At 42.9% G+C, this 22,892-nt stretch carries 19 protein-coding genes and 1 tRNA gene; 4 read left to right on the top strand and 16 right to left on the bottom strand.

The window, feature by feature from the left end; genetic code table 11:
* Window positions 1-3 precede the first annotated feature (3 nt).
* Genes rpsO through nusA form a run of 7 tightly spaced genes read right to left on the bottom strand, consistent with a single transcriptional unit; the run spans window position 4 to window position 6,582 of the window.
* Entirely contained in the window at window positions 4-273 is a 270-nt protein-coding gene (gene rpsO, locus IT392_07280; protein ID MCC6544290.1) for a 30S ribosomal protein S15, read from the bottom strand.
* 36 nt (window positions 274-309) lie between these two features.
* The gene (truB, locus tag IT392_07275) at window positions 310-1,227 is read right to left on the bottom strand and encodes a tRNA pseudouridine(55) synthase TruB (protein ID MCC6544289.1); all 918 of its coding nucleotides are present in this window, start codon (window positions 1,225-1,227) and stop codon (window positions 310-312) included.
* A complete protein-coding gene (locus IT392_07270; protein MCC6544288.1) occupies window positions 1,211-2,182 on the bottom strand; it encodes a bifunctional oligoribonuclease/PAP phosphatase NrnA in 972 nt (323 codons plus the stop codon). Before IT392_07270 ends, truB begins: the two co-directional genes overlap by 17 nt.
* Window positions 2,179-2,535 carry a 30S ribosome-binding factor RbfA gene (gene rbfA, locus IT392_07265; GenBank protein MCC6544287.1) on the bottom strand — a complete coding sequence of 119 codons (357 nt, stop codon included), beginning with the start codon at window positions 2,533-2,535 and terminating at the stop codon, window positions 2,179-2,181. The genes IT392_07270 and rbfA overlap by 4 nt, the downstream gene beginning before the upstream one ends.
* Before the next feature lie 16 nt (window positions 2,536-2,551).
* Entirely contained in the window at window positions 2,552-2,833 is a 282-nt protein-coding gene (locus IT392_07260) for a DUF503 domain-containing protein (protein MCC6544286.1), read from the bottom strand.
* Between the two features lie 38 nt (window positions 2,834-2,871).
* Entirely contained in the window at window positions 2,872-5,376 is a 2,505-nt protein-coding gene (gene infB / locus IT392_07255; GenBank protein ID MCC6544285.1) for a translation initiation factor IF-2, read from the bottom strand.
* A gap of 54 nt (window positions 5,377-5,430) precedes the next feature.
* On the bottom strand, window positions 5,431-6,582 hold the full coding sequence (nusA, locus tag IT392_07250) for a transcription termination/antitermination protein NusA (protein MCC6544284.1): 1,152 nt from the start codon (window positions 6,580-6,582) through the stop codon (window positions 5,431-5,433).
* 212 nt (window positions 6,583-6,794) lie between these two features.
* On the opposite strand from nusA, the gene IT392_07245 reads away from it, so the two are divergent.
* A tRNA-Leu gene (locus IT392_07245) sits at window positions 6,795-6,881 on the top strand.
* A gap of 102 nt (window positions 6,882-6,983) precedes the next feature.
* On the opposite strand, the gene IT392_07240 is transcribed toward IT392_07245, so the two are convergent.
* The 5 genes from IT392_07240 to IT392_07220 all read right to left on the bottom strand — a co-directional run bounded on the left by IT392_07240 (window position 6,984) and on the right by IT392_07220 (window position 11,689).
* Complete coding sequence (locus IT392_07240; GenBank protein ID MCC6544283.1) at window positions 6,984-8,156, bottom strand: 4Fe-4S binding protein; 1,173 nt, start codon at window positions 8,154-8,156, stop codon at window positions 6,984-6,986.
* Window positions 8,157-8,213: 57 nt separating this feature from the next.
* The gene (locus tag IT392_07235) at window positions 8,214-9,230 is read right to left on the bottom strand and encodes a hypothetical protein (GenBank protein MCC6544282.1); all 1,017 of its coding nucleotides are present in this window, start codon (window positions 9,228-9,230) and stop codon (window positions 8,214-8,216) included.
* 77 nt (window positions 9,231-9,307) lie between these two features.
* On the bottom strand, window positions 9,308-11,125 hold the full coding sequence (locus tag IT392_07230) for a carbamoyltransferase (GenBank protein MCC6544281.1): 1,818 nt from the start codon (window positions 11,123-11,125) through the stop codon (window positions 9,308-9,310).
* A gap of 9 nt (window positions 11,126-11,134) precedes the next feature.
* Window positions 11,135-11,284: a hypothetical protein gene (locus IT392_07225; protein MCC6544280.1), complete on the bottom strand. Its 150-nt coding sequence runs from the start codon at window positions 11,282-11,284 to the stop codon at window positions 11,135-11,137.
* An 18-nt stretch (window positions 11,285-11,302) separates the two neighbouring features.
* Window positions 11,303-11,689: a hypothetical protein gene (locus IT392_07220; GenBank protein MCC6544279.1), complete on the bottom strand. Its 387-nt coding sequence runs from the start codon at window positions 11,687-11,689 to the stop codon at window positions 11,303-11,305.
* A 640-nt stretch (window positions 11,690-12,329) separates the two neighbouring features.
* Here IT392_07220 and IT392_07215 point away from each other — a divergent pair.
* Entirely contained in the window at window positions 12,330-12,767 is a 438-nt protein-coding gene (locus IT392_07215) for a peptidylprolyl isomerase (GenBank protein ID MCC6544278.1), read from the top strand.
* A gap of 79 nt (window positions 12,768-12,846) precedes the next feature.
* Window positions 12,847-13,197 carry an RNA-binding protein gene (locus IT392_07210; GenBank protein ID MCC6544277.1) on the top strand — a complete coding sequence of 117 codons (351 nt, stop codon included), beginning with the start codon at window positions 12,847-12,849 and terminating at the stop codon, window positions 13,195-13,197.
* Window positions 13,198-13,273: 76 nt separating this feature from the next.
* On the opposite strand, the gene IT392_07205 is transcribed toward IT392_07210, so the two are convergent.
* The 4 genes from IT392_07205 to wrbA form a co-directional block, all read right to left on the bottom strand.
* Entirely contained in the window at window positions 13,274-13,468 is a 195-nt protein-coding gene (locus IT392_07205) for a hypothetical protein (GenBank protein MCC6544276.1), read from the bottom strand.
* A gap of 231 nt (window positions 13,469-13,699) precedes the next feature.
* A complete protein-coding gene (locus IT392_07200; protein MCC6544275.1) occupies window positions 13,700-17,209 on the bottom strand; it encodes a UvrD-helicase domain-containing protein in 3,510 nt (1,169 codons plus the stop codon).
* Window positions 17,210-17,227: 18 nt separating this feature from the next.
* Complete coding sequence (locus IT392_07195; protein MCC6544274.1) at window positions 17,228-20,446, bottom strand: exodeoxyribonuclease V subunit gamma; 3,219 nt, start codon at window positions 20,444-20,446, stop codon at window positions 17,228-17,230.
* 56 nt (window positions 20,447-20,502) lie between these two features.
* Window positions 20,503-21,090: an NAD(P)H:quinone oxidoreductase gene (wrbA, locus tag IT392_07190; protein MCC6544273.1), complete on the bottom strand. Its 588-nt coding sequence runs from the start codon at window positions 21,088-21,090 to the stop codon at window positions 20,503-20,505.
* Window positions 21,091-21,347: 257 nt separating this feature from the next.
* On the opposite strand from wrbA, the gene IT392_07185 reads away from it, so the two are divergent.
* A partial coding sequence (locus IT392_07185; GenBank protein ID MCC6544272.1) for an MMPL family transporter occupies window positions 21,348-22,892 on the top strand: 1,545 nt, incomplete at its 3' end.

Below are 22,892 nucleotides of genomic sequence, written 5' to 3'. Positions count from 1 at the left end.
AATCTATTTTCTCAGTCCAAGCCTTTTAATCAACTCTTTGTATCTGCCTGCATCTATCCTTTGCAGATACTGAAGAAGTCTCCTCCTCTGATTTACCATCTTTAGGAGACCTCTACGAGAATGATGATCTTTCTTGTGGGTCTTAAAGTGTTCAGTCAGATAGGCTATCCTGTTGCTCAATATGGCAACCTGCACCTCGGGGGATCCGGTGTCAGAGGGATGAATGCTGTATCCCTTTATGATGTTTTGTTTTTCCTGTTTCTCCAGACTCATTTATTTGCCTCCTTCATGAATAAATAATTTGTGTAATTATAACAAAACTCTCTCAATTTTAACAATCTTTTCACTGCTGCCATACCTGACCTCATTACTGCCGCAGATTGCCTTGCCTATGGCCTTTAGAACGCCGCAATTGTCTACAACTGCAATAGTATCATCACGGGAAAAATCCCCTTTTATACCTTCAACAGCCTCCATGTCAAGGGCCCTGCCGTCTCTTACCAATGAATTACCATAACTGTTTATAGTTGCCGAAGGCATCCACCCGGTAATCTGCTCCAATCTTCTCAGCTTCGTCTCAAGTCTATCAGCTCGATTAAGTCCTTCAGCATCATCTATCGTGATGGAATCTTTTATAGAAAAATCCCCAGACCTTGTCCTCTCCAGACTGAACATATGTGCGCCCACTCCAAGGAAATCACCGATGTCAGCACAGAGCGTCCTTATATATGTCCCCTTTGAACAAGTTACCTCAAAACCTGCAAACTCTCCGGAGTAGTCGAGCAGTTTTATTTCAGTGATATTGATTTCACGCGGCTCTCTTGTAATCTCTTTCCCCTTGCGTGCATGACGATAGAGAGGAACCCCTTTAACTTTAACTGCCGAATACATCGGCGGCACCTGACTAATCTTACCGGTAAACTTCCTGAATGCCTCTTCTATCTGCTCCAGGCTTATATTAAATTCCGCTGTTTCTTTAATTACCCTGCCGGCAGCATCTTGAGTATCTGTGCTAATCCCTAATCTCATAACAACTTTATATTCTTTATCAAACTCATTTGTATACTGGGCGAGCCTCGTTGCCCTGCCAATACACACAGTAAGAACACCTGTAGCATCCGGATCAAGAGTACCTGTATGACCTATCTTCTGAATTGACAATATACTGCGCAACTTAGCCACGACATCATGAGATGTCCAGCCTTTTTGTTTATTTATTATGAGCAACCCTTCCAACGGCCTCAGCCACCTTCCCTACTACCTTCTTCTTAACCTCGTCAAATGAACCCTTTAATAAACAGCCAGCCGCCATGCTATGCCCGCCGCCGCCAAACTCCAGGGATACTAATGCCACATCAACCTTTCCGTTTGACCGGAAGCTCAGTTTCCATTCATCTTTTGACTGTCTGAATAAAATCGCTACCTCAACACCCTCTACAGACCTCGGGTAGTTTATCAGGTCCTCAGTATCTTCTTTTGATGTTCCCGTTTCCTTAAACATTTCTTCAGTAACAGTAATCCACGCAATCTTTCCGTCTTCGCTCAATTTAAGCGTTGACAGTACAAGTCCGAGCAAACTCAGTCTGCCGATGCTGTTTCTGTTATAAACTTTATCAGCAATCTCCGCCGGATTAGCGCCGTAGCCGATCATTTCACCTGCTACGCGGAGGGTATGATCCGTAGTATTGGTATACCTGAACGAACCCGTTTCAGTCATTATCGCGGTATAAATACATATTGCAATCTCCGGTGTAACCGGTATTCCCATCTTCTTTATGATGGTATATACAATGTCTGCTGAGGCAACTGCCTCTTCCACGAGGTTTATCGTCCCAAAGCAGGGATTAGTCTTGTGGTGGTCAATATTAATCAGGATATCTGCAGGTATATTGTCTTTGCTTAAAAAACCTACCCTTTCAAGGTCACCGCAGTCGAGTACAATTACGGCATCGAACCGCCGGTCAACTTTCCTGACCTGATGAACCTTGTCACTTGAAGGGAGAAACCTGAGAATTCCTGGAACAGGATCGAGCGTATTGATCGTAACGTTCTTACCTAACGACAACAAGGCAAGGGCAAGCGCAAGTGTTGAACCAATGGCATCACCCTCAGGATTCATATGGGTAGTTAACATGAAACTCTCTTTTTTCTTAAACGTTTCTATTATCTTATCAATGCTCAATTTTCATCCTCTTTCTTAATATGATCCAGGATATCAAGGACGTGGGCGGCCTCTTCAAGAGAGTTATCCAATCTGAATACTATATCCGGGGTAAACTTAATCTTTATCCTCCGTCCTATCTCTCCCCTTACATAACCAGATGCGCTGTTGAGTCCTTTCATTGTCTCTACTTGTGTTTTCTCATCTCCAAGTATGCTTATGTAAACCTTTGCATGCCTGAGATCATCACTCACATCAACCGACGTAACTGTGACAAAACCAACTCTCGGGTCTTTTAATTTTCTCGCAATAATATCCGCGATTTCGGCCCTGATCTGGTCACCTATCCTGTCTGTCCGTTTATACTGTTGCATCTCATATAATAAATATTTACACAAACTCTATATTATGTTTCAGCAATTCTACGGAGTGTTCTTCAGAGATAAAACCAATTATCTTATCCAGCACGCCATTGACAAACTTCTTTTCACTCCCAACACAGGCAATTCCAAAAACCGCTCTCTGCCAGAGATCCTGATCACCAATCTCAGCAACTGAAACATTAAACTTTTGCCTGATACGGTCTTTGATACTCTTGATAACCTGCCGTTTTCCTTTCAGAGAACCGCTATCTGGAATAAAAAGTTCGACAGTACACAGGCCCACAATCATAATAAAAAATAATTATCAGAAAATATACTTTAATTGTCTTATAATTTTCCCGCAATCTTTTCTATAACATATGCCTCTATGATATCTCCCACCTTGATGTCATTAAAATTCTCAATCCCAATGCCGCACTCATAGCCCGCCTGGACCTCGCGAACATCATCCTTGAAACGCCGCAGCGACGAGATCTTACCTTTATAAATCTCAACATTATCCCGTATCAATCTGACACCTGTAGTTGATCTTGATATGACCCCATCAAGGATGTATGACCCTGCAATGCTCCCGATCTTGGGGATAGTGAAGACCTCCCTGACCTCTGCCCGGCCTTTTATATGCTCCTTTAGAGTAGGCTCGAGGAGTCCTTCCATCGCAGCCTTAACATCTGCCACTGCATCATAAATAATGTTATAGAGACGGATATCAACTTTTTCCTTTTCGGCAAGAGTTACTGCCTTGGGTTCCGGTCTCACATTAAATCCTGCAATTATGGCATTGGAAGCAGCCGCAAGCATTACGTCTGTTTCTGTAATCCCTCCAACACCGCCATGAATAACCCTGACCTTAACTGCGTCAGTTCCGAGTCTTTCCAGCGCTTCATTGACGGCCTCTACAGATCCCTGGACATCTCCCTTTATAATTATCTTCAGCTCACGGACAACACCATCCTTTATCTGACTGTATAATTCATCAAGTGTAACCTTCTTTGCCTTCTCGAGTCCGGCAACCCTCTGCTTCTGCTGTCTGTCAGTGGCGATAGATCTTGCGATCTGTTCATCCTCGGCAACCACGAATGTATCACCTGCCTGGGGAACCCCTGACAATCCTATAACTTCAACAGGAGTGGAAGGATATGCAATCTGCAACGGCTTTCCAACATCATTCAGCAGCAGCCTGACCCTTCCAAAAAAAGTTCCGCATACAAATGGATCTCCCTGCTTGAGAGTCCCGTTTTGAACTAATACCGTGGCAACAGGGCCCCTTCCTTTGTCAAGCTTGGCCTCAAGAATAACTCCTCTCGCCTTTTTGTCAGGGTTAGCCTTCAGTTCAAGCACCTCCGCCTGAAGAAGTATCATCTCAAGAAGATGATCAAGGCCTGTCTTCTGTTTTGCCGATACTTCGGCAACGATATTCTGTCCTCCCCACTCTTCAGGTACTAATCCATGTTTTGTCAGCTCCTGCCTTATTCGTTCAGGACTTGAACCAGGTTTATCAATCTTGTTTATTGCAACAATAATAGGCACGTTAGCCGCTCTCGCATGATTTATAGCCTCAATGGTCTGGGGCATGATACCATCATCTGCAGCTACAACCAGGATAACAATATCGGTAACCTTTGCACCGCGTGCACGCATAGCAGTAAATGCCTCATGACCGGGAGTATCCAGAAATACAATCTTTTTCCCGTTTGTCTCTACAACATATGCGCCAATATGCTGTGTAATGCCTCCTGCTTCACCTTCAGTGACCCGTGTCTTCCTTATTGCATCCAGAAGAGATGTCTTACCATGGTCAACATGACCCATAATTGTAACAACAGGGGCACGAGCCTGTAATGTTTCAGGAACATCCTCAACCTCTTCTATGTACTCTTCCAGTTTCTTCTCTGCAGCTATCTCTACCTTCAACCCAAAGGCGTCTGCGATCAGAACGGCAGCATCCACATCAATAGGGTTGTTAACCGGAACCATCATCCCCATCTCTATCAGCCTGGCGATTACTTCATTCGACTTGTGGCCTATCAAGTCTGCAAACTCTTTTACAGTGATACCTTCATACAGTTTAATAATCTTCTTCCTTGGCTTTGTTATATCGGCCTGCAGGCTCCCCTTGGCCCTTCTGTCGGTAGCAGCTGATTTAAATTTTTTAACCTTTTTGGGGATGACCTTAAAACCCTTCCATTTCTGAGAAATTACCAGGTCTTCATCCACCTCACCCGCAATAACCTTAATACCCTTCTTCTTTTGACCTTTAATATCAGTTTTTTCTTCTTCTGGTTTAACGATCACAGGTGTTTCTTCTGCAATGGGAATATCTTCAGCAGGCTGGGCAAGTGACTCCTTAATCTCCGGCAGTGGATTGACATCAGCAGCAACGACCTGTTCGCCGGGCGCTGAAACAGTTTGCCCTGCCTGAAAATCTTCCTTTAATACCCCGAGTTCCCTAAACTCCTTTAATTTTCTGATTACATTCTCTTCAAGCTTTTTATCATCTTCCTTTAACTCCTGACTGCCCTTTTTCTCTGTACTTTTCGCTGCCTCCTCAACTGGAGCAGCCGGCAGGATCTCTTCAGGCAAAGGCGCAGCAGCTTTTTTCTTTATCAGTATCGTCTTAGGAGTACCTTTTATTTCCTTAAACGACTCATTAGCCTTCCCTATGCCATCTGCCGTTTTGTTTAACTTTGCACTTACAAGGGCGATAGAGCTTTCATCAAGCACCGACATATGGGTTGATGCAGCTATGCCGAGACTCTTCAGGATATCGAGGAGTTCCTTGCTTTTCATATTAAATTCACGGGCTAATTCAAAAACCTTTTTACCACTCATATTTGTATTCACTCCTTAGTTTACCGAAAACGATAAATTCATTAGTGTAAACTATCAAGTCTCTTCTATATTTTCAACATCCCCGACATTCTCACTCACGAGCTCCCGTCCTGCCTCCATCTCCCTCGCCACACTCTCTGAAATCTCTGACTCCTTCTCCTTTGCGCGCGTCTGTTCATACTCAGTTTCACTGATTATGTCAATTTTCCAGTTGGTAAGCTTTGCTGCAAGCCTGACATTCTGACCCTTTTTACCTATTGCCAGTGAAAGCTGCTGATCTGTTACTACTACAAGTGCTGATTTCTCATCTTCATTTATTCCAACCCTGTCAACTACAGCAGGACTAAGGGCTTCGGCAATAAATACCCTCGGATCGTCTGACCATGGAATAATATCTATCTTCTCTCCTCTTAATTCACGCACAACTGCCTGTACCCTGGACCCTTTCATTCCTACACATGCACCAACAGGGTCAACAGCAGAATCCTTGGATGACACTGATATCTTTGTCCTGTCTCCCGGCTCCCTTACAACGTCTTTGATTTCTACTATCCGCTCATATATTTCCGGAACCTCAGTTGCAAATAACTTGCTTACAAAATTAGGATGACTCCTGGAAAGTATTAGCTGCGGCCCCTTTGCTGAAGGCTTTACCTCCAGCAGGAATGCCTTGATCCTATCCCCTCGCTTAAATGTTTCCCTGGGGATCTGTTCTTTTGCAGGAAGAAGTCCCTCTGTCTTTCCCAGATCAACAATATAATTTCTGTTTTCGTGCCCTAAAATTACTCCGTGGACAAGCTCTCCCTGTCTGTCTATAAAATCTTTATATACAGTATCCCATTCCGCTTCTCTGACCTTCTGAAATATAACCTGTTTTGCAGTCTGAGCAGCTATCCGGCCAAAATCTCCTATCTCAATCAAGGCGCCAATCTCATCTCCAAGCTCGGCCTCGTTATCCATCACCCTTGCTTCCTCGAAAGATATCTCTTCTTTAGGGTTCGTTACCTCTTCCACAATTTTCTTGATTAAAATAACTTGTATCTCCCCGGATTTAGGGTCTATCTCTACCTGAATGTTATCTGCGACCCCAAAACGCTTTTTTGCTGCTGATAACAGAGCTGCCTTTACGGCATCAAGAATAATTGACCCGCTAATCCCTTTTTCCCTACCAATCTGTTCTATAACATTAATTAGTTCTCTGCTCATTGAGAATCTTTTCCTCCCTTTTCAAAAAAAAAGTGGGCATAACCACCGCCCACTCAATCAAGTAGAGCTCAACTGTGTGCTTTTCTTATAGCATAGTAAAAATAAAAAAGCAAGGTACAGCCGCCCCTCATTTTAGTCTTCGTCAACCTTGACTTTTAATGACAATTATTAGAATATGTAATGCGGAATTGGACGTTATTATGATATTAATGGCCGGGATGGTGAAACAGGTAGACGCACGGGACTCAAAATCCCGCGGGGGCAACCCCATGGGGGTTCGATTCCCCCTCCCGGCACCAAAAAAGACAGGGTGTTCGGCAAACGAGTCATTACGGTTCAAGAAAACCTAACAGGGCCTTTGGACAGACAATAAATAAGATCGCATTCGACATTTCAGCCTCTTATTTCTCCTGAGGAATCCTCGATGTCCCCCGGACCCACTCATCGAGGAAGCGGATAGTTAAGCGGATAACCAGGAAACCTCCGATTGTCCCAACGAAGAACCAGAACCCTCCCAGACGTGACGCTACAGCGCCACACAATAAAGCCAGGACTACAGATACAAAATCAAATATTTGGCCAACAGGTTCTATCGACTGTACATGCTGGAATTCATTATGCCATGGGGTCTTGTCATACTCGGTTCGAGGTTTTGCCTGAGGTACAGCATGCGCTGAGGTATCCTTCAAGACTCCATATTCACAGATATCTACACATGTAAAACATTTGACACATTCCCTGCTTTTTACCTTGCCTTTATAGTGATAAATTTCCCGGCTGACGTCAATTCCCTGTGGACATGAAGTAGCACACTTCCTGCACCCTGTACATTGGCCAACTCTGGTGATCTTGCTTTGAAATGGATTAAGGTTTGTAAAAATAGCCAGCATAAAGGCATAAGGGCATAGAATACGGCAAAAAGCTGCCTGACCGTAGAAATAATTAAAGAAAAAGGTGGCTGTAAAGACAATTACTAATGTCAGTGCCACAACTAAGAAGATATCCAGAAAAGTGGCTGACAATGTTAAGTTAAAGGGAGCATAGGGACCGAAAAGCAGGCCTTTGTTACCAGGCATGTCAGTCCACGGCGGCGGTGAATTCATGTCAAATGTAAACATATAAGAATATCTCCGCAGATAAAGCATAACCGGCATCAAGAGGATACCGAAAGCCCCTAATCGCAACTGCCAGGGATATCTTGTATTTAACAATACGTTCTTTCGGCGAAGCTTCATATATCCTTCGATTTTAAGCTTTCTCATTACCCAGTCAGAAAACTCAAGGATTCCACGAATATGACAGGCCCAGCCGCAGAAAGCACGGCCCCAGATGAAGACCGATGCGATAATTAGTAAGACCATTATTGCCGCCGAGTTGATGTTTCCCCGAACCAGCGCCGGCACACCCGTCATAGCTGTCTTACCCCAGGGTTTGATGTCAAATCCATACCAGAGAGTTACATGAACAACGATGTAGAGATTGACCGCAAGTAAACAGACTAACCGGATTTTTCTGGTCAGTGAAAGAGAGGGCTGAACGCTATCCTTCATGGGTTTTACCGCAGGTGAATTCATAATTATGTCCCTCCTGATTTGGTGTCCTTAAGCATCAATTGTCAAACAAAGAAGCTGCTAATCTCTAGAGAGACGATCAGACAGTATGGGCCTAAATAAACCTTGTGCAATGACCCTATGACCCTCCTTATTTGGATGCCAATGGTCGTCAGGTTCTACCATATAGAATGATGGCAATTTATCCTGTTTGATAAACTCAGGCAGCAGATCAAAAACCTCTATCTTATTTGAAGTAAGATAGCTTCTGATCATTTCATTCAAATCTGCTGATTCGTATTTTTTAAAATCATATTCGTAACTTGGCAGGATCACCACTAAAAACTTAACCTTCTTCTCTTCCAGCAGGTCTCTCATCTTTAAAATATGAGAATATACTGTATCTTTGTTTCTATTGAAATAGAGGTGATAGTAATCATACTTATTCCCTAAGTTCCATTCTGTAACGACTCTGTAGAGTTCTCTGAGAAAAAATAGTTTAGGTTTTTTGAAATATAATATCTTGTTTCCCGATGCATTCCACAGATCGAAATCATTTAAATTTAACATATAGACCACTTTATCCGGTGAGTATGCAAGAACCCGAGTTTTTAAAAGTTCATGGATCTGGATCGTGTTGTAGCCATCAATCCCAAAATTCAAGGCCTGAACTTTTCCGTCCGGCATTGCATTGTTAGCAAGATTTTGGAACTGTTTTACGAAAACATCATCCTTGTTAACCTTGAAGCCTAATGTTGTCGAATCCCCTATAAATGCGACCCGATAGACATCTTCCGGTTTAACCACAGTTTCATAATCTTCATCCCTGAATCCAAATCTATTTGTCTCTATTTTGAATCCAAGTTTTGAATTTTCATAACTTCCATATGGCCGGTATTCCCACATGAGGACTTCATCTTTTGAGGGGATCGTCATCATCCCATACCAATCTCCATTTACAGAATAATTCGATTTCCATTTTTCATACCAGAAGAATCTCTTATAGATTTCATAGCCGCTGATCATAATCAGAACTGTAATAACTGCAGTCAAGACTATCATGAGCATGGTTTTCATTACATTTGACAATGATGTCATTACCTCTCACTGATTATTGAGATTATTAATTCGTTATTTGCCTGCCTGACTGACTGACTGTCTTCAAATATCATTTTTTAATCTAATCCATACTCTGTCTTCCAGTCAGTTTTTTCTTCCCATGACGGCTGCTTTATCTTCTCAAGAACGCAATTCTCCAGTACAAGGAGGTCCATTTCTGTTCTCATAAAACACTTATAGGCATCTTCAGGGGAAGAAACTATAGGTTCTCCTCTGACGTTGAAACTGGTATTCACAATTACAGGACATCCCGTCTTTTCGTAAAATCTCCTAATCATTCCGTAGTATTTATTATTAAATTTACCATCAACAGTTTGTATTCTTGCACTGTAATCTATATGGGTAACAGCAGGAATTTCCGATCGGGGTACGTTAAGTTTCTCTATTCCGAATAATTTCATTTGTGCTTCTGTCATTGGAATTCTTTTGTCCTCTTTTACAGAGGCCACCATTAGCATGTAGGGACTTTCACCCTCAAAATCAAACCATTCAGATACATGTTCAAGAAGAACCGATGGCGCAAAAGGACGAAAAGACTCCCTGTACTTGATTTTAAGATTCATTTTCTTCTGCATTTCAGGATTTCGTGCATCACCGATGATAGACCTCGCCCCAAGTGCCCGCGGCCCAAACTCCATTCTTCCCTCAAACCATCCGATCACTTTCCCCTCTTCAAGACGGTTTACAACCTCCTCATAAAGCGCTTTATCACTTAACTCCTTATAAGGATAGCTGTTATTAACCAGAAAATCCTTTACCTCATCCATTGAATATTTCGGGCCCAGGTAGCTTCCATACTGGCTGTCTGAACATCCATTCGATGCTCTTGGACTGTCAAGATAGTGGTACCATATGGTCAATGCCGCACCCAATGCACCGCCTGCATCACCTGCAGCTGGCTGTATCCAGATATGTTCAAACGGCCCTTCCCGCAAAAGCCTGCCGTTACCAACGCAGTTTAAAGCAACTCCTCCGGCTAAACAGAGGTTTTTCATTCCCGTTTCCTTATATACATGCATGCCTATCCTCAGCATGACCTCTTCAGTAACCTTCTGGATGGAGGCGGCAATGTCCATCTCCCTCTGTGTAAGTTTCGATTCCTGCTTTCTTGGCGGCCCGCCAAAGAGTCTATCGAAGTTACTATTGGTCATGGTAAGTCCCTGGCAGTAATTAAAATACTCCATCTTAAGTCTGAAACTACCATCTTCTTTAAGGTCTATAAGCTCATCCAGAATAAGATCAACATACTTGGGATCGCCATACGGGGCGAGCCCCATAACCTTGTATTCACCGGAATTAACCTTAAAACCGGTATAATAGGTAAACGCAGAATAAAGCAATCCAATGGAATGGGGGAATTTGATTTCCTGCTTCAATTCCACCCTGTTGCCTTTTCCAACTCCCCATGACGTTGTAGCCCACTCCCCAACCCCGTCAAAGCAGATCAGAGCCCCTTCTTTAAATGGGCTTGGAAAGAACGCACTGGCGGCATGCGCCTCATGATGTTCTGTAAACAAGAGTTTTCCTTCCCATTTCAGTTCTTTCTTTATTATCTTGCGCAGGTGAAGTTTTTGTTTTAACCATACTGGCATTGCCGCACTGAAACTCTGCCAGCCCTGGGGAATAAAGCTGAAGTACGTTTCTAACATCCTGTCAAATTTAGTAAGCGGTTTATCGTAAAATACTACATGTTCAACCTGATCCATACTGATCCCGGCCTCACTCAGGCAATATTGGACGGCTTTATGAGGAAACTCATGATCATGTTTTTTACGGGTAAACCGTTCCTCCTGAGCGGCCGCTTCAATTATTCCATCCTGAAGCAACACAGCCGCAGAATCATGATAATAGGCGCTGATACCAAGTATATACATAGAGCCCCTTTAAAATACAGTATAGATTAATGGCGCGATAACACTGGTTTCAGAGAAGAGGATGAATGCCCCTAATAACAGGAAAACAATAATAATTGTTCCTAACCAGATTTTTTTCCTGACCTTCATAAAGTCCCATAATTCTATGATCATTTCCATGGCTCATCTCCTTTTTGATTAAAATTGTTTTTCATAGCGGCTTTTATCTTTTAAGCCGTCGTTGTCACAATGCTCCCAGTAACTTCCTGCCCTAATATCTCTTTGCATGGCATCCTTGCCGGAAAGTCTCCTTACCAGTCCGGTCGGTAAAAAAATTACAACAAAGCTTATGAATAATAAAACCTTTGTGTTAAACTTTGCGATGACACGAGTAATCTTAAGCCACCTTTCGAATAGAGGGCTCAGGCTTAACGGGACAAATGTCAGAAAGAATATGAGGATGAAGGCTAATATGAAGAAGATGTAGCTTAAGAGGGAGGGGTAGTGTCTAAATGAGGTAACGATAAGAATGAAAGAGAAGAAAGCAAATGTTATGCGGATGTCCCGGACTCTATAATTTGACACTATAATATCCACTCTCGACTTTCTAAGACTAAAAACTTCTTCGTTTCTTTCCTGCATTGGATTAATAAAGTAACTTCTTTAGCGAACAGCCTCTTAATAAAGCAGACCATTAACGGGATTGAAAAGATTGCTCCTGTAATTAATGTGGAATTAGCTGATATCAGATACATGTCTTATATATCGTATGTTTCGCCAAATAACTTATTTTTTTAATAATTGGATTACGGCCCTGAGCACCCAGCTGTGACAATATTGAGAGCCTTATATAAACTGTTAGTTTCAAAATTACAGGCCATAATTCAAAGACATAACAGATGTGAACTGTAAATGCGGACAGTTTTTTGCTTCCTACACAAAATTCATATTGAATCTTGCTTATTTACATATAAACTGTTATATTAATCAGTAAAGCTGATAGTTGGATGGACATATCCTAAAATCCATCATGTATTTAGAGTCTTCCATTCTATCTAATCAAACAAAATAATTACGATGTCTATCATAGGGATCAGGGTTCTTGAGGCGTTTCCATTCAATGTAGTGGATTCGAATAATAACATATGGTTACGTCTGCTTATTGACATTCGTAATTACATCAATGTCCCCGGCATCAGGTGGACAAACTAAAGGAGCACCTGATATGAGTGTGTCAGAAGGCAGCCAGGTATCAATAGAATATACCCTTAAACTTGAAGATCAGTCCGTAGTAGACAGTAATGTAGGAGCGGCCCCGCTAACATATGTCCATGGATCTCATTCAATTATACCCGGGCTTGAAAAGTCCCTGGCAGGAATGAAGGTAGGGGATAAGAAAGAAGTTACTGTAATGCCTGAAGAGGGCTACGGTCCTACAGACACTAAGGCATTACTTGAGATTAATAAGGAACAAGTCCCGCCCGATTCCATTAAAATCGGCTCTAACCTTCAGGGCCGGGACAATAGTGGGAATGTTTTTACTGCACGTGTAGCAGAGATAAAAGATAAGACAGTAGTGCTCGATTTCAACCATCCCTTGGCAGGCAAGACACTCTATTTTGAAGTCAGGGTACTGAATATACTGGAAGTTCCACAGCCATAAGAGGTCGTGGCGACAAAGCCCGCTATTAATAAGTAGTAGCGGCATAGTTTTTTAACCATTTTACAAGGAGAGTGTGGTTATGTCAGTCAAGCTTTATGTAGGCAATCTGTCTTATGAGGTCACAGAGTCAGAATTAAACGACCTTTTTACACCATTCGGTGCGGTGGAAAGCGCCAGGATCATCACAGACAAGTTTACAGGGAACTCTAAAGGATTCGGTTTTGTCGAAATGGCCAACCGTGAAGAGGCAAATCAGGCAATGAATGACCTCAATGGTAAAACGATTAATAATCGTGCTGTCGTAGTAAATGAGGCCCGGCCTCAGACTAAGGCACCTCGTGGCGGCGGAGGCGGCGGGTTTGGAAACCGTTCATCGCGCGGGGGCGGTGCCGGAAGTAAAAGCGGCAGACCTCAGAGAAGAAATTATTAGAGCTGTTTGCAGTAAAAAAAGGCCCACAGGAAATATCCTGTGGGCCTTTTTTTTTAAATTTAAGAGACCAAAAATCTTACTTGTGTTCTCCTGCCGGAGCCTGTTCTGCTGGCGCCTGACCTGCCGGAGCCTGTTCTGCCGGTGCCTGACTTGCTGCTGGTGCCTGCTCTGCCGGCGGTGGTGGTGCAGGTTGTTCTTTCTTCTGACATGCAGAAAAACTGATCATGCCTACCATGGCTAATGCTAATATCACAATTAAACCCTTCTTCATTTATTTATTCACCCCCTTTCTTTTCTAAATTTTTCGTTAGTGGTATTAATCACTTGTTATCGGGAAACCTTATATTACAGTTGCTAACGGATCACGCAATCATTGATTTCCATTCTGCACACGTCAGAATTGAAATTACAGTGGTAAGTTTTATATGCGGAAAGTATAACATCTTTATAGTAGACCAAATTTCAATTGAGTATTAAACATTAACAAAAATAAAATGTCAAGTTATACTTTCATACTCCTTCCATGCCGCAAGAAAATAAGTTTAAACCCTTCTAATCCAATACCAGTGCAAGCACGCACGGCGTTCATATAGATATCAGCTGATACAGAGTATTCTCTACACTTTGACTCCATCTCCTCTTCACGAACCATGTCAGTCTTGTAGTCTGCCGCATATAATTTATCTCTATATCTGTAAATTATGTCAATGACTCCTTCCATTACCCGGCCATCCCATGGGATCGAAAACGGGACCTCATTACCAAGGATCTCCGCCCCTTTTAACTCTTGATAGGCACTTGACGCAGAAAATTTCTCAAATAAACATACCAGCTCATTCTGAATTTTTTCGTAATCTCCTCCACCTTTATCTGAAACGCCTTCTAACGACCCTGCCTGAGCAATGAACTTACGACATGCGTCTTTTACTGCCTCTCCGAAAAGAGACACATTGGCTGCAAAATCCCAGTTCGAAAGGACATAATGTGCAATGTTACCTATAAGAATAGAGCGCTGTGCCGATACAAGCCTGTCATTGTCAGGCTTTTTTATTTTAACTGATGAAGCAGCCGTCTTTTTCTCAACAGATGACGGTGTCAAAAAAAATGGTTTTTCCAGTATAGCCCTGCAAACATCACCTCTTTTGTCCCACAAACCTGAAAGCACCTCTATCTTTTCCAGGGAGATCCTGTCATCACCAATCTTTATATCTCTTGCATACCTTTCCGGTGTAGCAGATGATTTAAACTTAATAACTGTCTGCTTTATTACCCCTTTCTCAACACTGATGTCATTTACCAAACTGTCTCCGGCTGATTCTCCAATTGTTTCCATTATCATTGAGAGGAAACTATCCTTGTAAACCCTTTTGCCAATAACGCCGGACAAGATAAGACATTCCCCGGCCCTTGTCATCGCAACATACAACAGCCTTTTTAACTCCTCTTTCTCAATCAGTCGTTTCTTATCCTGCATCATGACAGAGGAATGATTCGATATTCCTCCTATACTTATACCTGTCATACCGGCCGCCCAGTCATAGGTCACAGAGGCAGGATCACTTCCCCTGTTCTGAATACCTTGCATACCGCCCACAATTACCACAGGAAACTCAAGCCCCTTTGCCCGGTGAATACTCAATATCCGCACTGCATCAACACCCTCTTCCGAAAGAAGACTCTCCCCCTCTTTCTCCCTGGAGGCTACCCTCTCCTCAAGCAAAATAGTCAAACCTTTAAGTGTAAGGCCTGACTTATCACTCATTGCAGCTGCAATCCTGTAAATCTTCTGAAGGTTGGCTACAGACTGCTCGCCATGATATGAAGAGGCAGCAAGTTCCAAGACAGGTGAATAGTCGAAAATATAATGAATGGCATCGGGAACAGGTAAAACAGATATATTGACATTAAGGTGTTTCATTAGACCATATAATGCCCGAACATGTTCCTTCATATCATTCAGACTACTTTCGCTAAAACCTGCATTATTAAGTTTATCCAACCCCTCATTAAGTCTGCCGTTTTCCATTCGATAGTCGAGCAATGACATCCTGCACAACTCATAAAGCTCCCTGTCTGATAGCCCGCCCAGAGGGGAGCGCAGGAAACCAGCCATCGCAGTCCTGTCCAGGGGATTATCAAGTACCCGAAGCAGGTTCACAAAGTCTATTACCTCCTGGGTTCCGTAAAAGTGTCTGTCACCCTCAACTATATAAGGTATACTGAGCCGCTTTAATACATCCAGGTACTCATGAACCTGGGTCAGCTTAGGAAGAAGTATGGCAATATGCCGCGGCGAAACAGGTACCTCACACCCGGCTGAATCTGTGATAATCTCTTTTCCTATCATCTCTTCCTTTAGAAACTTTCCGAGTGCCATGGCCTCACGCTCAATGGCCTCAGCTGCATCACAATCATCTTCATTGCGTGAATCAAGAAGCCTGAGTTCCACCCTCTGAATCGGTTTCACAGCTCCACTTCCGGGACGCTCTATGATGTCAACATATTCCGGTTGAAGATAATCCCGGCCCCTTATGATCTGCCTGCATACGGAATTAACAACATTAATTATTCCACCATGGCTTCTGAAGTTGGTAGACAGGTTTGCACGAACACCGCCCTGCGTCAATACCATATCAACAACCTTGTGAAATGCCTCAATATCTGCTCCCCTGAAAGCATAAATAGACTGCTTTGGATCTCCAACTATGAATAGCTTGCCCGGGGCAAGTTTAATCTCACGCCAATCCCTCTTAAACTCATCGTGCGCCTCAGCAAGATAGAGGATTATCTCATACTGGAGCGGGTCCGTATCCTGAAATTCGTCTACCAGTATAGACTTAAAGTCTTTCTTTATGTTACTGCGTATACTGCCGTTGTTTTTAAGGATATTACAACAAAAAGAAAGCAGCCCATCAAATGAAATATTCCCGGATAAAACAAACGATTTTCTGCACGACACCGAAAAAGGACTAATCAGGGCTGTCAACTTTCCTATAAACTGATCATCAGTAACAGAAAGGGACTGGGCAACAGCGGCAATTCGAACGGCCTCCCTATAGTCATCTTCTTTCCAGCCAGCAGGTTTTGTTGAAGGAATATTATCATCGAACGGAGTGAATTCTGTAGATGCAATTAAATTATCAAACAGCTCCATAGCGCTCTTTAGAAGCCCATGCATCTTTACCTTTCTGGAGCCATCATACTTGATTAATATTTCGCCGGCATTTCTTTTTTCCTGTTCAAGCCATGTCAGAAATTTACCGCTTAATTGCTGAGGTTCTTTCCCGGGATATAATACTGAATGACTAAAGGATGAGAGCGGGATAGTCTCCTTGCACAGACATTTTGCAAACATTTTCACGCCCTCAAGCGGGACCCTTCGAAGTACCTCCTTCCATTCCTCTCCATGCCCGGAATCTACAGACAATTCCGGATCAAGCCACTCCTCCCACTCACGCTCAAAATGACCTTCAAACCCTGAGCCATCATCTTCATCAAAGTCAGGGGCTATTCCAGCCTCAAGGGGATAAAGACGGAGGATGTGGCCTGCAAAGCTATGTATGGTGCCTATCTGGGCCTTCTCAAGATTATTGATGGCATCTTCCGCCCTCTGTGCTATCAGATCCGGACTGAGATCATATCTCTGAATAAGGTCGTTGAGCAGTGCTGCCTCATAATCATTTATTTTACTCGAATAATTATCCGCTTCACTGTCATTCGAGCTGTTATTCTCAACCATATGCGAAACTCCTCTCATCCTACCCGCACAGTCCATGAAATAATGCAGTCTTTTCCGAAGGCGTATCTTCATCTCATTTGCTGCCTTTTTTGTAAATGTGATGGCGACAACATCAGTAATCTTCAGTGGGGCGGTATCTCTCATGAGGAGATGCGTGATACGGTCAACAAGGAGGGTGGTTTTTCCTGTACCGGCTCCTGCTGTAACCACTACATTTTTATCAAAGGTAGTAACTGCAAGCAGTCTGTCTTTGTCGTCTGGAAGTTCTGTCATTTTAGCGTTAATCTCCTGCTACTGCTCCTTTTTAACTTTCCTGAGATTCATGTAATCCCTAATAATCAGGTCATCCTTTTTCGCTCGGGACCTTGATGGAAAATGATTCTTTCTGCACATGGCTGAATAGTCACATGACTTGCAATAATTACCTGGAATAATAAAATAAAGTCCATCTCTTATACCCTTTAACAATAGGTTAATGGTATTTAATATCTGTCCTCCAGCTACTGAATTCCAGCAGTCACCTGGAAATTCACTGAATCTGTCTTCAACCGGGACATCAGTCCAGTTAGGCGCTAAATAACTAAATCTTACCTTATCGCACACAGGATCCTCTATCCCCTCTTTCGACCTGAGATATTCAGTCACCATTAAGGAATAGACGGGTGGCTGGAGTTTTTGCCCCCTTATAGCCGCAAGGCTCAGGTCTCTTTCCACGGATGGTATTTTGCGTCCGGTTTTATATTTGTAATCTATAATCCTGAACCGTTTCTGATCTTCGTGTATATCCACCCGGTCTATGATTCCATGAACAGTTATACAATCAGAGTTATCGCTGATGGAGGTTGACGTTAAGCTGCCATTAACCGATTTTTCAAATAGATATGGACTAAATCCGGATAAAGACAAATCATTCAGATCTGTTTCCACAAAATCCATGAGCAAGGTCAACAGTCTTTCCCGTTCCAAGTCCCAGACCACAGCGTATCCTACAGGATTACACTTTTCATATTCAATAAACACGGACATTGCAGTATCTTTAAGAAGCGCATTAATATCTCTATCTATAACCCTGCTGAGTCCTGAATAAAACTTCTTTAATATCGTGTGGCAGATGTTTCCTGCCTCATGGGGTCTGATTCCGACGATGGTCTCAGGCCTCTCAATGGTTTTCAGACCCAGCAGATGACGGGAAAAGTATGAAAAAGGACATAGCGCAAACATCTCCATGGAAGTTGGGGAAATACCCCGTTTGACAACATCATACCAATATCCTTCAATAAATCCGGTAAGCCCATCGAACTCAGTGAGTCGTTTCGTCATCTTTTCGTGATTCGAAATGGTCTCTTTCCCGCGTCTGTATAAAACAGGATCAAAACAGAATTTTGACATAACAGGAGCAGCATCAAGTCCTTCAATGATAAGCCTGGCAGACAGTTCGTGAGGGGTAAGAAAATAATAATCAAAGAACTCACTTACAGAATACTTATCACTTAATCTTCTGGGAATCCTCCACTCTTTTACGGGTTCCAGAGGACCAACTTCAGATATGTACCAGGAAGGGATCCTGGTTTCACCAGCATCATCCGTGCGCTGGCAAGTAATGTATAACCTCTCTGTTGCTGAATTAACAAGGAGGTAAAATAGAAGTTTTTCCTCCTCAAAACCATTAAGCTTCTCTTCTACCTTATATCCAAGGACACTCTCCATAATCTTCCGTACGGGATCCCTTAGTAAAGGATCCTCTCTGATATTCCTTGGAAAGACCTTTTCATTCATACCCATAATAAATAATACAGTAAATGGAATTGCACGGGCAGACATGGCATCAAGCACCTGCACTCCCGCTATATCATCACTACAGATTTTAAACTTCTTGTCTTCCAAACTGCGGTTAAAGGTGTTGATGAATTCCGATAATGCAACCTCATGTGTTATCTTTTCCAGTCTCCTGAGCGATATCATAGACTCCATAACAGCTTCTGCCGGATTGTAATTGTCTGCGTCAAAATCAACATTATCAGGATTGCGTGGAGGTACTTCATCTACGTCAATATATCTGTTGATTAATACCGCAAATCTCTCGATATATTCACTCCATGAACTCTTGGAAGGAAGAGATGTGAAGTCATTACAGAGAGACCTGATGACTGCCTTCAGTCCGGCGACCTCATTACTGCTCACCAGATTAATACCTTCGCCGTCATCGTCACCGGGAGAACGAATGATAAACCCTTCTTCAATATATTTGTCAAGCCTCTCCCATTCTTTTTCTCCTTTTGATATGCCGCTAAGACGTGTAAAAAGATCCAGGTTGTCAGGACGCAGCTCTGTTCCTTCAGGACAAAATGCCTTTAATCTTTCCTTACAACAGTGTGCTGAGACAAGGTCTATAATATCAGACCGCCTGTAACCGTTCTCATGTATAGATATCAGTATCCGAACTGCCTTTACCACAGGATATCTGTCTGCAGATTCACTTCCGGTTGAGACGAACGGAATATTGTGCGCATGGAACACTCTCTTAATAATGTGAATATAGTCATTTATATCTCTTGCAACAACTCCAATTCCGGCGAAGGGAATTCCATCTGCCTCCACTAACCGCAGTATGGTCTTGGCCACTACAGAAACCTCATCATCCCTGCCTGATGCGCCTATTACTGCAGTTGACGATTTGACAGGGAAAAGGACTTTGCTGTCAGCATGCACAGAAGGTCCCGGGAGTCTGATAACATTGGATTTATCAGTTATCAACCCCTGTATGAACGTATCATAGAATCGCGTACTGAATGAGGCCGCCGGAGCGCCTTCTGCATAAGGGAAGAACATGGTTACAGGATACTGTCTGACTATAGACTTAAGCAAATCAATCTGCACCTGAGTAAGGTCATAAAAACCATAATAAATAATTTCTTTAAATTTATTTAAATATTTCGATGATGGCGCAACATCTGAAGCCATAACAGGGAGGTCAGAGTAGTCTATAATGTCCGAAGCTGTTTTTATCCGGAGAAATTCTTTATATATTGTCATTAGTGAGACCAATTTCTCAGAGTCATCATCCTCAAACAAACCATCCCTTATACCATCTTCTACAATCCCAGGTTCTACCCTTGCCTCTCTTAGTTCCCGTATCGTTCTCCAGATCGCCATGCACCCTTCCGGAGTCCCGGCAAAGTTACTGAACAAATTGGGCTCTGAATTTCCTGTCTCAAGAATGTGCCGTATCATTTCTGTGAAGAAGAAGTCATCACATATCATGTGACTTGTTAAACCATACTTCTCTTCATAAAGCTTCAGAGATAATGAGTGAAAGGTAAGATAGTCAACCCCCATGAGATACATTTCATGTTCTGACACGAGAAGAGTCCTGAGACGTTTTCGCACCTGTCCTGACGGGGCTACTATTGCGATCTGCGACAGCTTGTCCTGACTCTTAATATCAGATAAATGACGAAAGAGTGCATCTTCCAGATCCGGATGAATATTACCAAGATAAATGTTTAACATGAGGTTATAATGATAACCAGAACCAGTGTCAATCTAACCTGTATGGAAGAGGCCTGCTACCTTATCAGCTTCTTTGTTATTTCTATCAATCTGTTAGCCATACTCCTTGAAACAATAAGATCCGTATCGTTAGGCTCGCCGGATGACAGCGCACCATAATATGAACCGGCCTTATATAACTCCTTGACGCTTCCCGGGATTCCTACAATAATCATACCATGGGCAAGAAATGTGGGATACATTGACAGAAGAGTCGCCTCCTGTCCGCCATGAACCATCTCTGCAGACGAGAAAGCTGAGACCGTCTTGCCAATTAATGTCCCTTCCATCCACAGCTTCCCTGTCGAATCCCAGAAGTTTCTCATTGGGGCAGCCATATTACCAAACCGTGTTGGTGAGCCTACAATAAGACCATCCATCCATATCAGGTCATCCACCACAGCATCTGGAATATCTGACATCTGATCGTACATTGCCTTCCATTCAGGACTATTATCAATGACCTCTGCTGGTGTAAGCTCCGCGGCTTTTCTCAGGCGCAACTCAGCACCGGATGCCTCCACGTCCTTTGCTATAGACCTCGCCATCTTGAGCATGTGCCCTGTCTTGCTGTAAAACAGTACTAATATTCTTGAAGCAGCCATAACCACCTCTATTTACAGGTTAATATAATATCTTAATGTAAGGTTAGCACACTGAATATTAACCTTCAAGCTGATTTTACAGCAAAGCAGGACATTCAAATAACACTGAAACCTCTTAGTCTGTTTCAGGATCATAACTAGACCTGCTACGCCGCCTCAAATAAAACTTGACAATGCCGGCATAAATCACTACATTATCTACATTAGTATTTGCGTATGTTTGAATTTATGAATATTGCCTTATTTGGAGACTTGTTATGGCGTCGAAGGTTACTGAGTATTCTGTTGAAAGGCCAAAGACCACTGTAATAGTAGTTTTACTGCTGACACTTGTCTTCCTTTCTCAGTTTCCAAAGATAGTGATTGATACAGACCCTAAGAACATGTTGCCGGAAACTTCGCCGGTCCGTGTATATAACGATCATATGGAGTCACTCTTCGCACTTCATAAGGATATGATCGTCCTCGGCATTGAGAATCCATCCGGTCTATTCAACCAGTCAACACTTGAGCGCGTTGCGCGACTTTCTAACGGGATAATGATGCTTAAGGGTGTTGTTATACCTGATATAATGAGCCTTACAACGGTTGATAATGTCTTATCTGAAAATGGTCAATTGATAGTTCGTCCTGTTATGGATCAAGTACCGCAATCTGATGAAGACGTTGCAAGGCTTGAGAATGATATCTATGGCAACCCTATGCTTATCGGCAGGCTCGTCTCTAAAGACAGGACGACTACTGCCATATATGTACCGCTTGAAGAGGGGGCAGATGCCAAAGAGGTTGCTGACGGTATAAGGAAACTAGTGAATGAAGAAAAAGGAGAAGAGCGCTATTATGTAGCTGGTGATCCAGTGGCACGAGATACATTCGGCCATACAATGTTTATGCAGATGGGGATATTCTCGCCAATTGCCGGCTTAATTATGGTGATCACCCTTTTTATAATGTTTCGAAATCTCACGCTTGTCGCAGCCATGATGTCTGTCGCAATTATAAGCATCATATGGAGCATGGGACTTTTAACAGGTCTGGGATATCCCATACACATCATGAGTTCGATGATACCTGTATTTCTCATGGCAATTGCAACTGACAGTGTACATATCTTTAATGAATTTTATTTCCGGCTGAAGGAGGTGCGAAATAAGAAGCAGGCGATATTGGAGACGATTACTGTAGTTGGTCCGGCGGTCAAATATACAGCGTTGGCAACTGCTGCAGGTTTTGGCGTACTCGTTGTCATGCATATCGTTCCCGTGAAGGTATTCGGAATATTTGTGGCATTCGGCACCATAGTAATAAGAGTAATGAGTTTTACCTTTATACCGGCGCTCATGATGCTCACCAGCGACAGGAAGCTGCTGAGAATGGCTGACAGGGAAGATGAAAAGTCCGGGAGCGGTTCCTCCTGGCTGAGGAAACTGGGAGAAACAGGTTATCACAGATATGGCACAGTTATCGTTATTGGAGTTGTATTGCTTGCTATAGCCATAGCCGGTTTAACGCAGATACGTGTGAACAATAACATGGTCTCATGGTTTAAGAAAAGCAGTGAAATAAGACAGGCAGACACTGTAATGAATGAAAAACTTGCCGGCACCGCCACTGCATACATAGTTGCCGAGTCTCCTGATATTGATGCAATGAAAGATCACAACAATCTTAAGGCAATTGAGCAATTGCAGAAAGAACTGGGAAGTCTTGCTGTAGTCGGAAAGACCACATCCCTCGTTGATATTGTAAAGCGGGTTAACAAGGTGCTCCATGCCAACTCCCCTGAATATGACACTGTCCCG

Source organism: Nitrospirota bacterium (assembly GCA_020846775.1).
Taxonomy (GTDB): Bacteria; Nitrospirota; 9FT-COMBO-42-15; order HDB-SIOI813; family HDB-SIOI813; genus RBG-16-43-11.
Note: the sequence above shows the minus strand (reverse complement) of the source record. Positions and strands in the feature narration are given on the sequence as shown.

Bases quoted from the DNA above. Each gene is read 5' to 3' on its own strand.
- IT392_07195 (MCC6544274.1), bottom strand. From the start codon at position 20,446: ATGTTAAACATTTATCTTGGTAATATTCATCCGGATCTGGAAGATGCA.
- rbfA (MCC6544287.1), bottom strand. From the start codon at position 2,535: ATGCAACAGTATAAACGGACAGACAGGATAGGTGACCAGATCAGGGCC.
- IT392_07240 (MCC6544283.1), bottom strand. From the start codon at position 8,156: ATGAATTCACCTGCGGTAAAACCCATGAAGGATAGCGTTCAGCCCTCT.
- IT392_07205 (MCC6544276.1), bottom strand. From the start codon at position 13,468: ATGAAGAAGGGTTTAATTGTGATATTAGCATTAGCCATGGTAGGCATG.
- IT392_07210 (MCC6544277.1), top strand. From the start codon at position 12,847: ATGTCAGTCAAGCTTTATGTAGGCAATCTGTCTTATGAGGTCACAGAG.
- IT392_07200 (MCC6544275.1), bottom strand. From the start codon at position 17,209: ATGACAGAACTTCCAGACGACAAAGACAGACTGCTTGCAGTTACTACC.
- rpsO (MCC6544290.1), bottom strand. From the start codon at position 273: ATGAGTCTGGAGAAACAGGAAAAACAAAACATCATAAAGGGATACAGC.
- infB (MCC6544285.1), bottom strand. From the start codon at position 5,376: ATGAGTGGTAAAAAGGTTTTTGAATTAGCCCGTGAATTTAATATGAAA.
- IT392_07215 (MCC6544278.1), top strand. From the start codon at position 12,330: ATGAGTGTGTCAGAAGGCAGCCAGGTATCAATAGAATATACCCTTAAA.
- IT392_07230 (MCC6544281.1), bottom strand. From the start codon at position 11,125: ATGTATATACTTGGTATCAGCGCCTATTATCATGATTCTGCGGCTGTG.
- IT392_07235 (MCC6544282.1), bottom strand. From the start codon at position 9,230: ATGACATCATTGTCAAATGTAATGAAAACCATGCTCATGATAGTCTTG.
- nusA (MCC6544284.1), bottom strand. From the start codon at position 6,582: ATGAGCAGAGAACTAATTAATGTTATAGAACAGATTGGTAGGGAAAAA.
- IT392_07260 (MCC6544286.1), bottom strand. From the start codon at position 2,833: ATGATTGTGGGCCTGTGTACTGTCGAACTTTTTATTCCAGATAGCGGT.
- IT392_07225 (MCC6544280.1), bottom strand. From the start codon at position 11,284: ATGGAAATGATCATAGAATTATGGGACTTTATGAAGGTCAGGAAAAAA.
- wrbA (MCC6544273.1), bottom strand. From the start codon at position 21,090: ATGGCTGCTTCAAGAATATTAGTACTGTTTTACAGCAAGACAGGGCAC.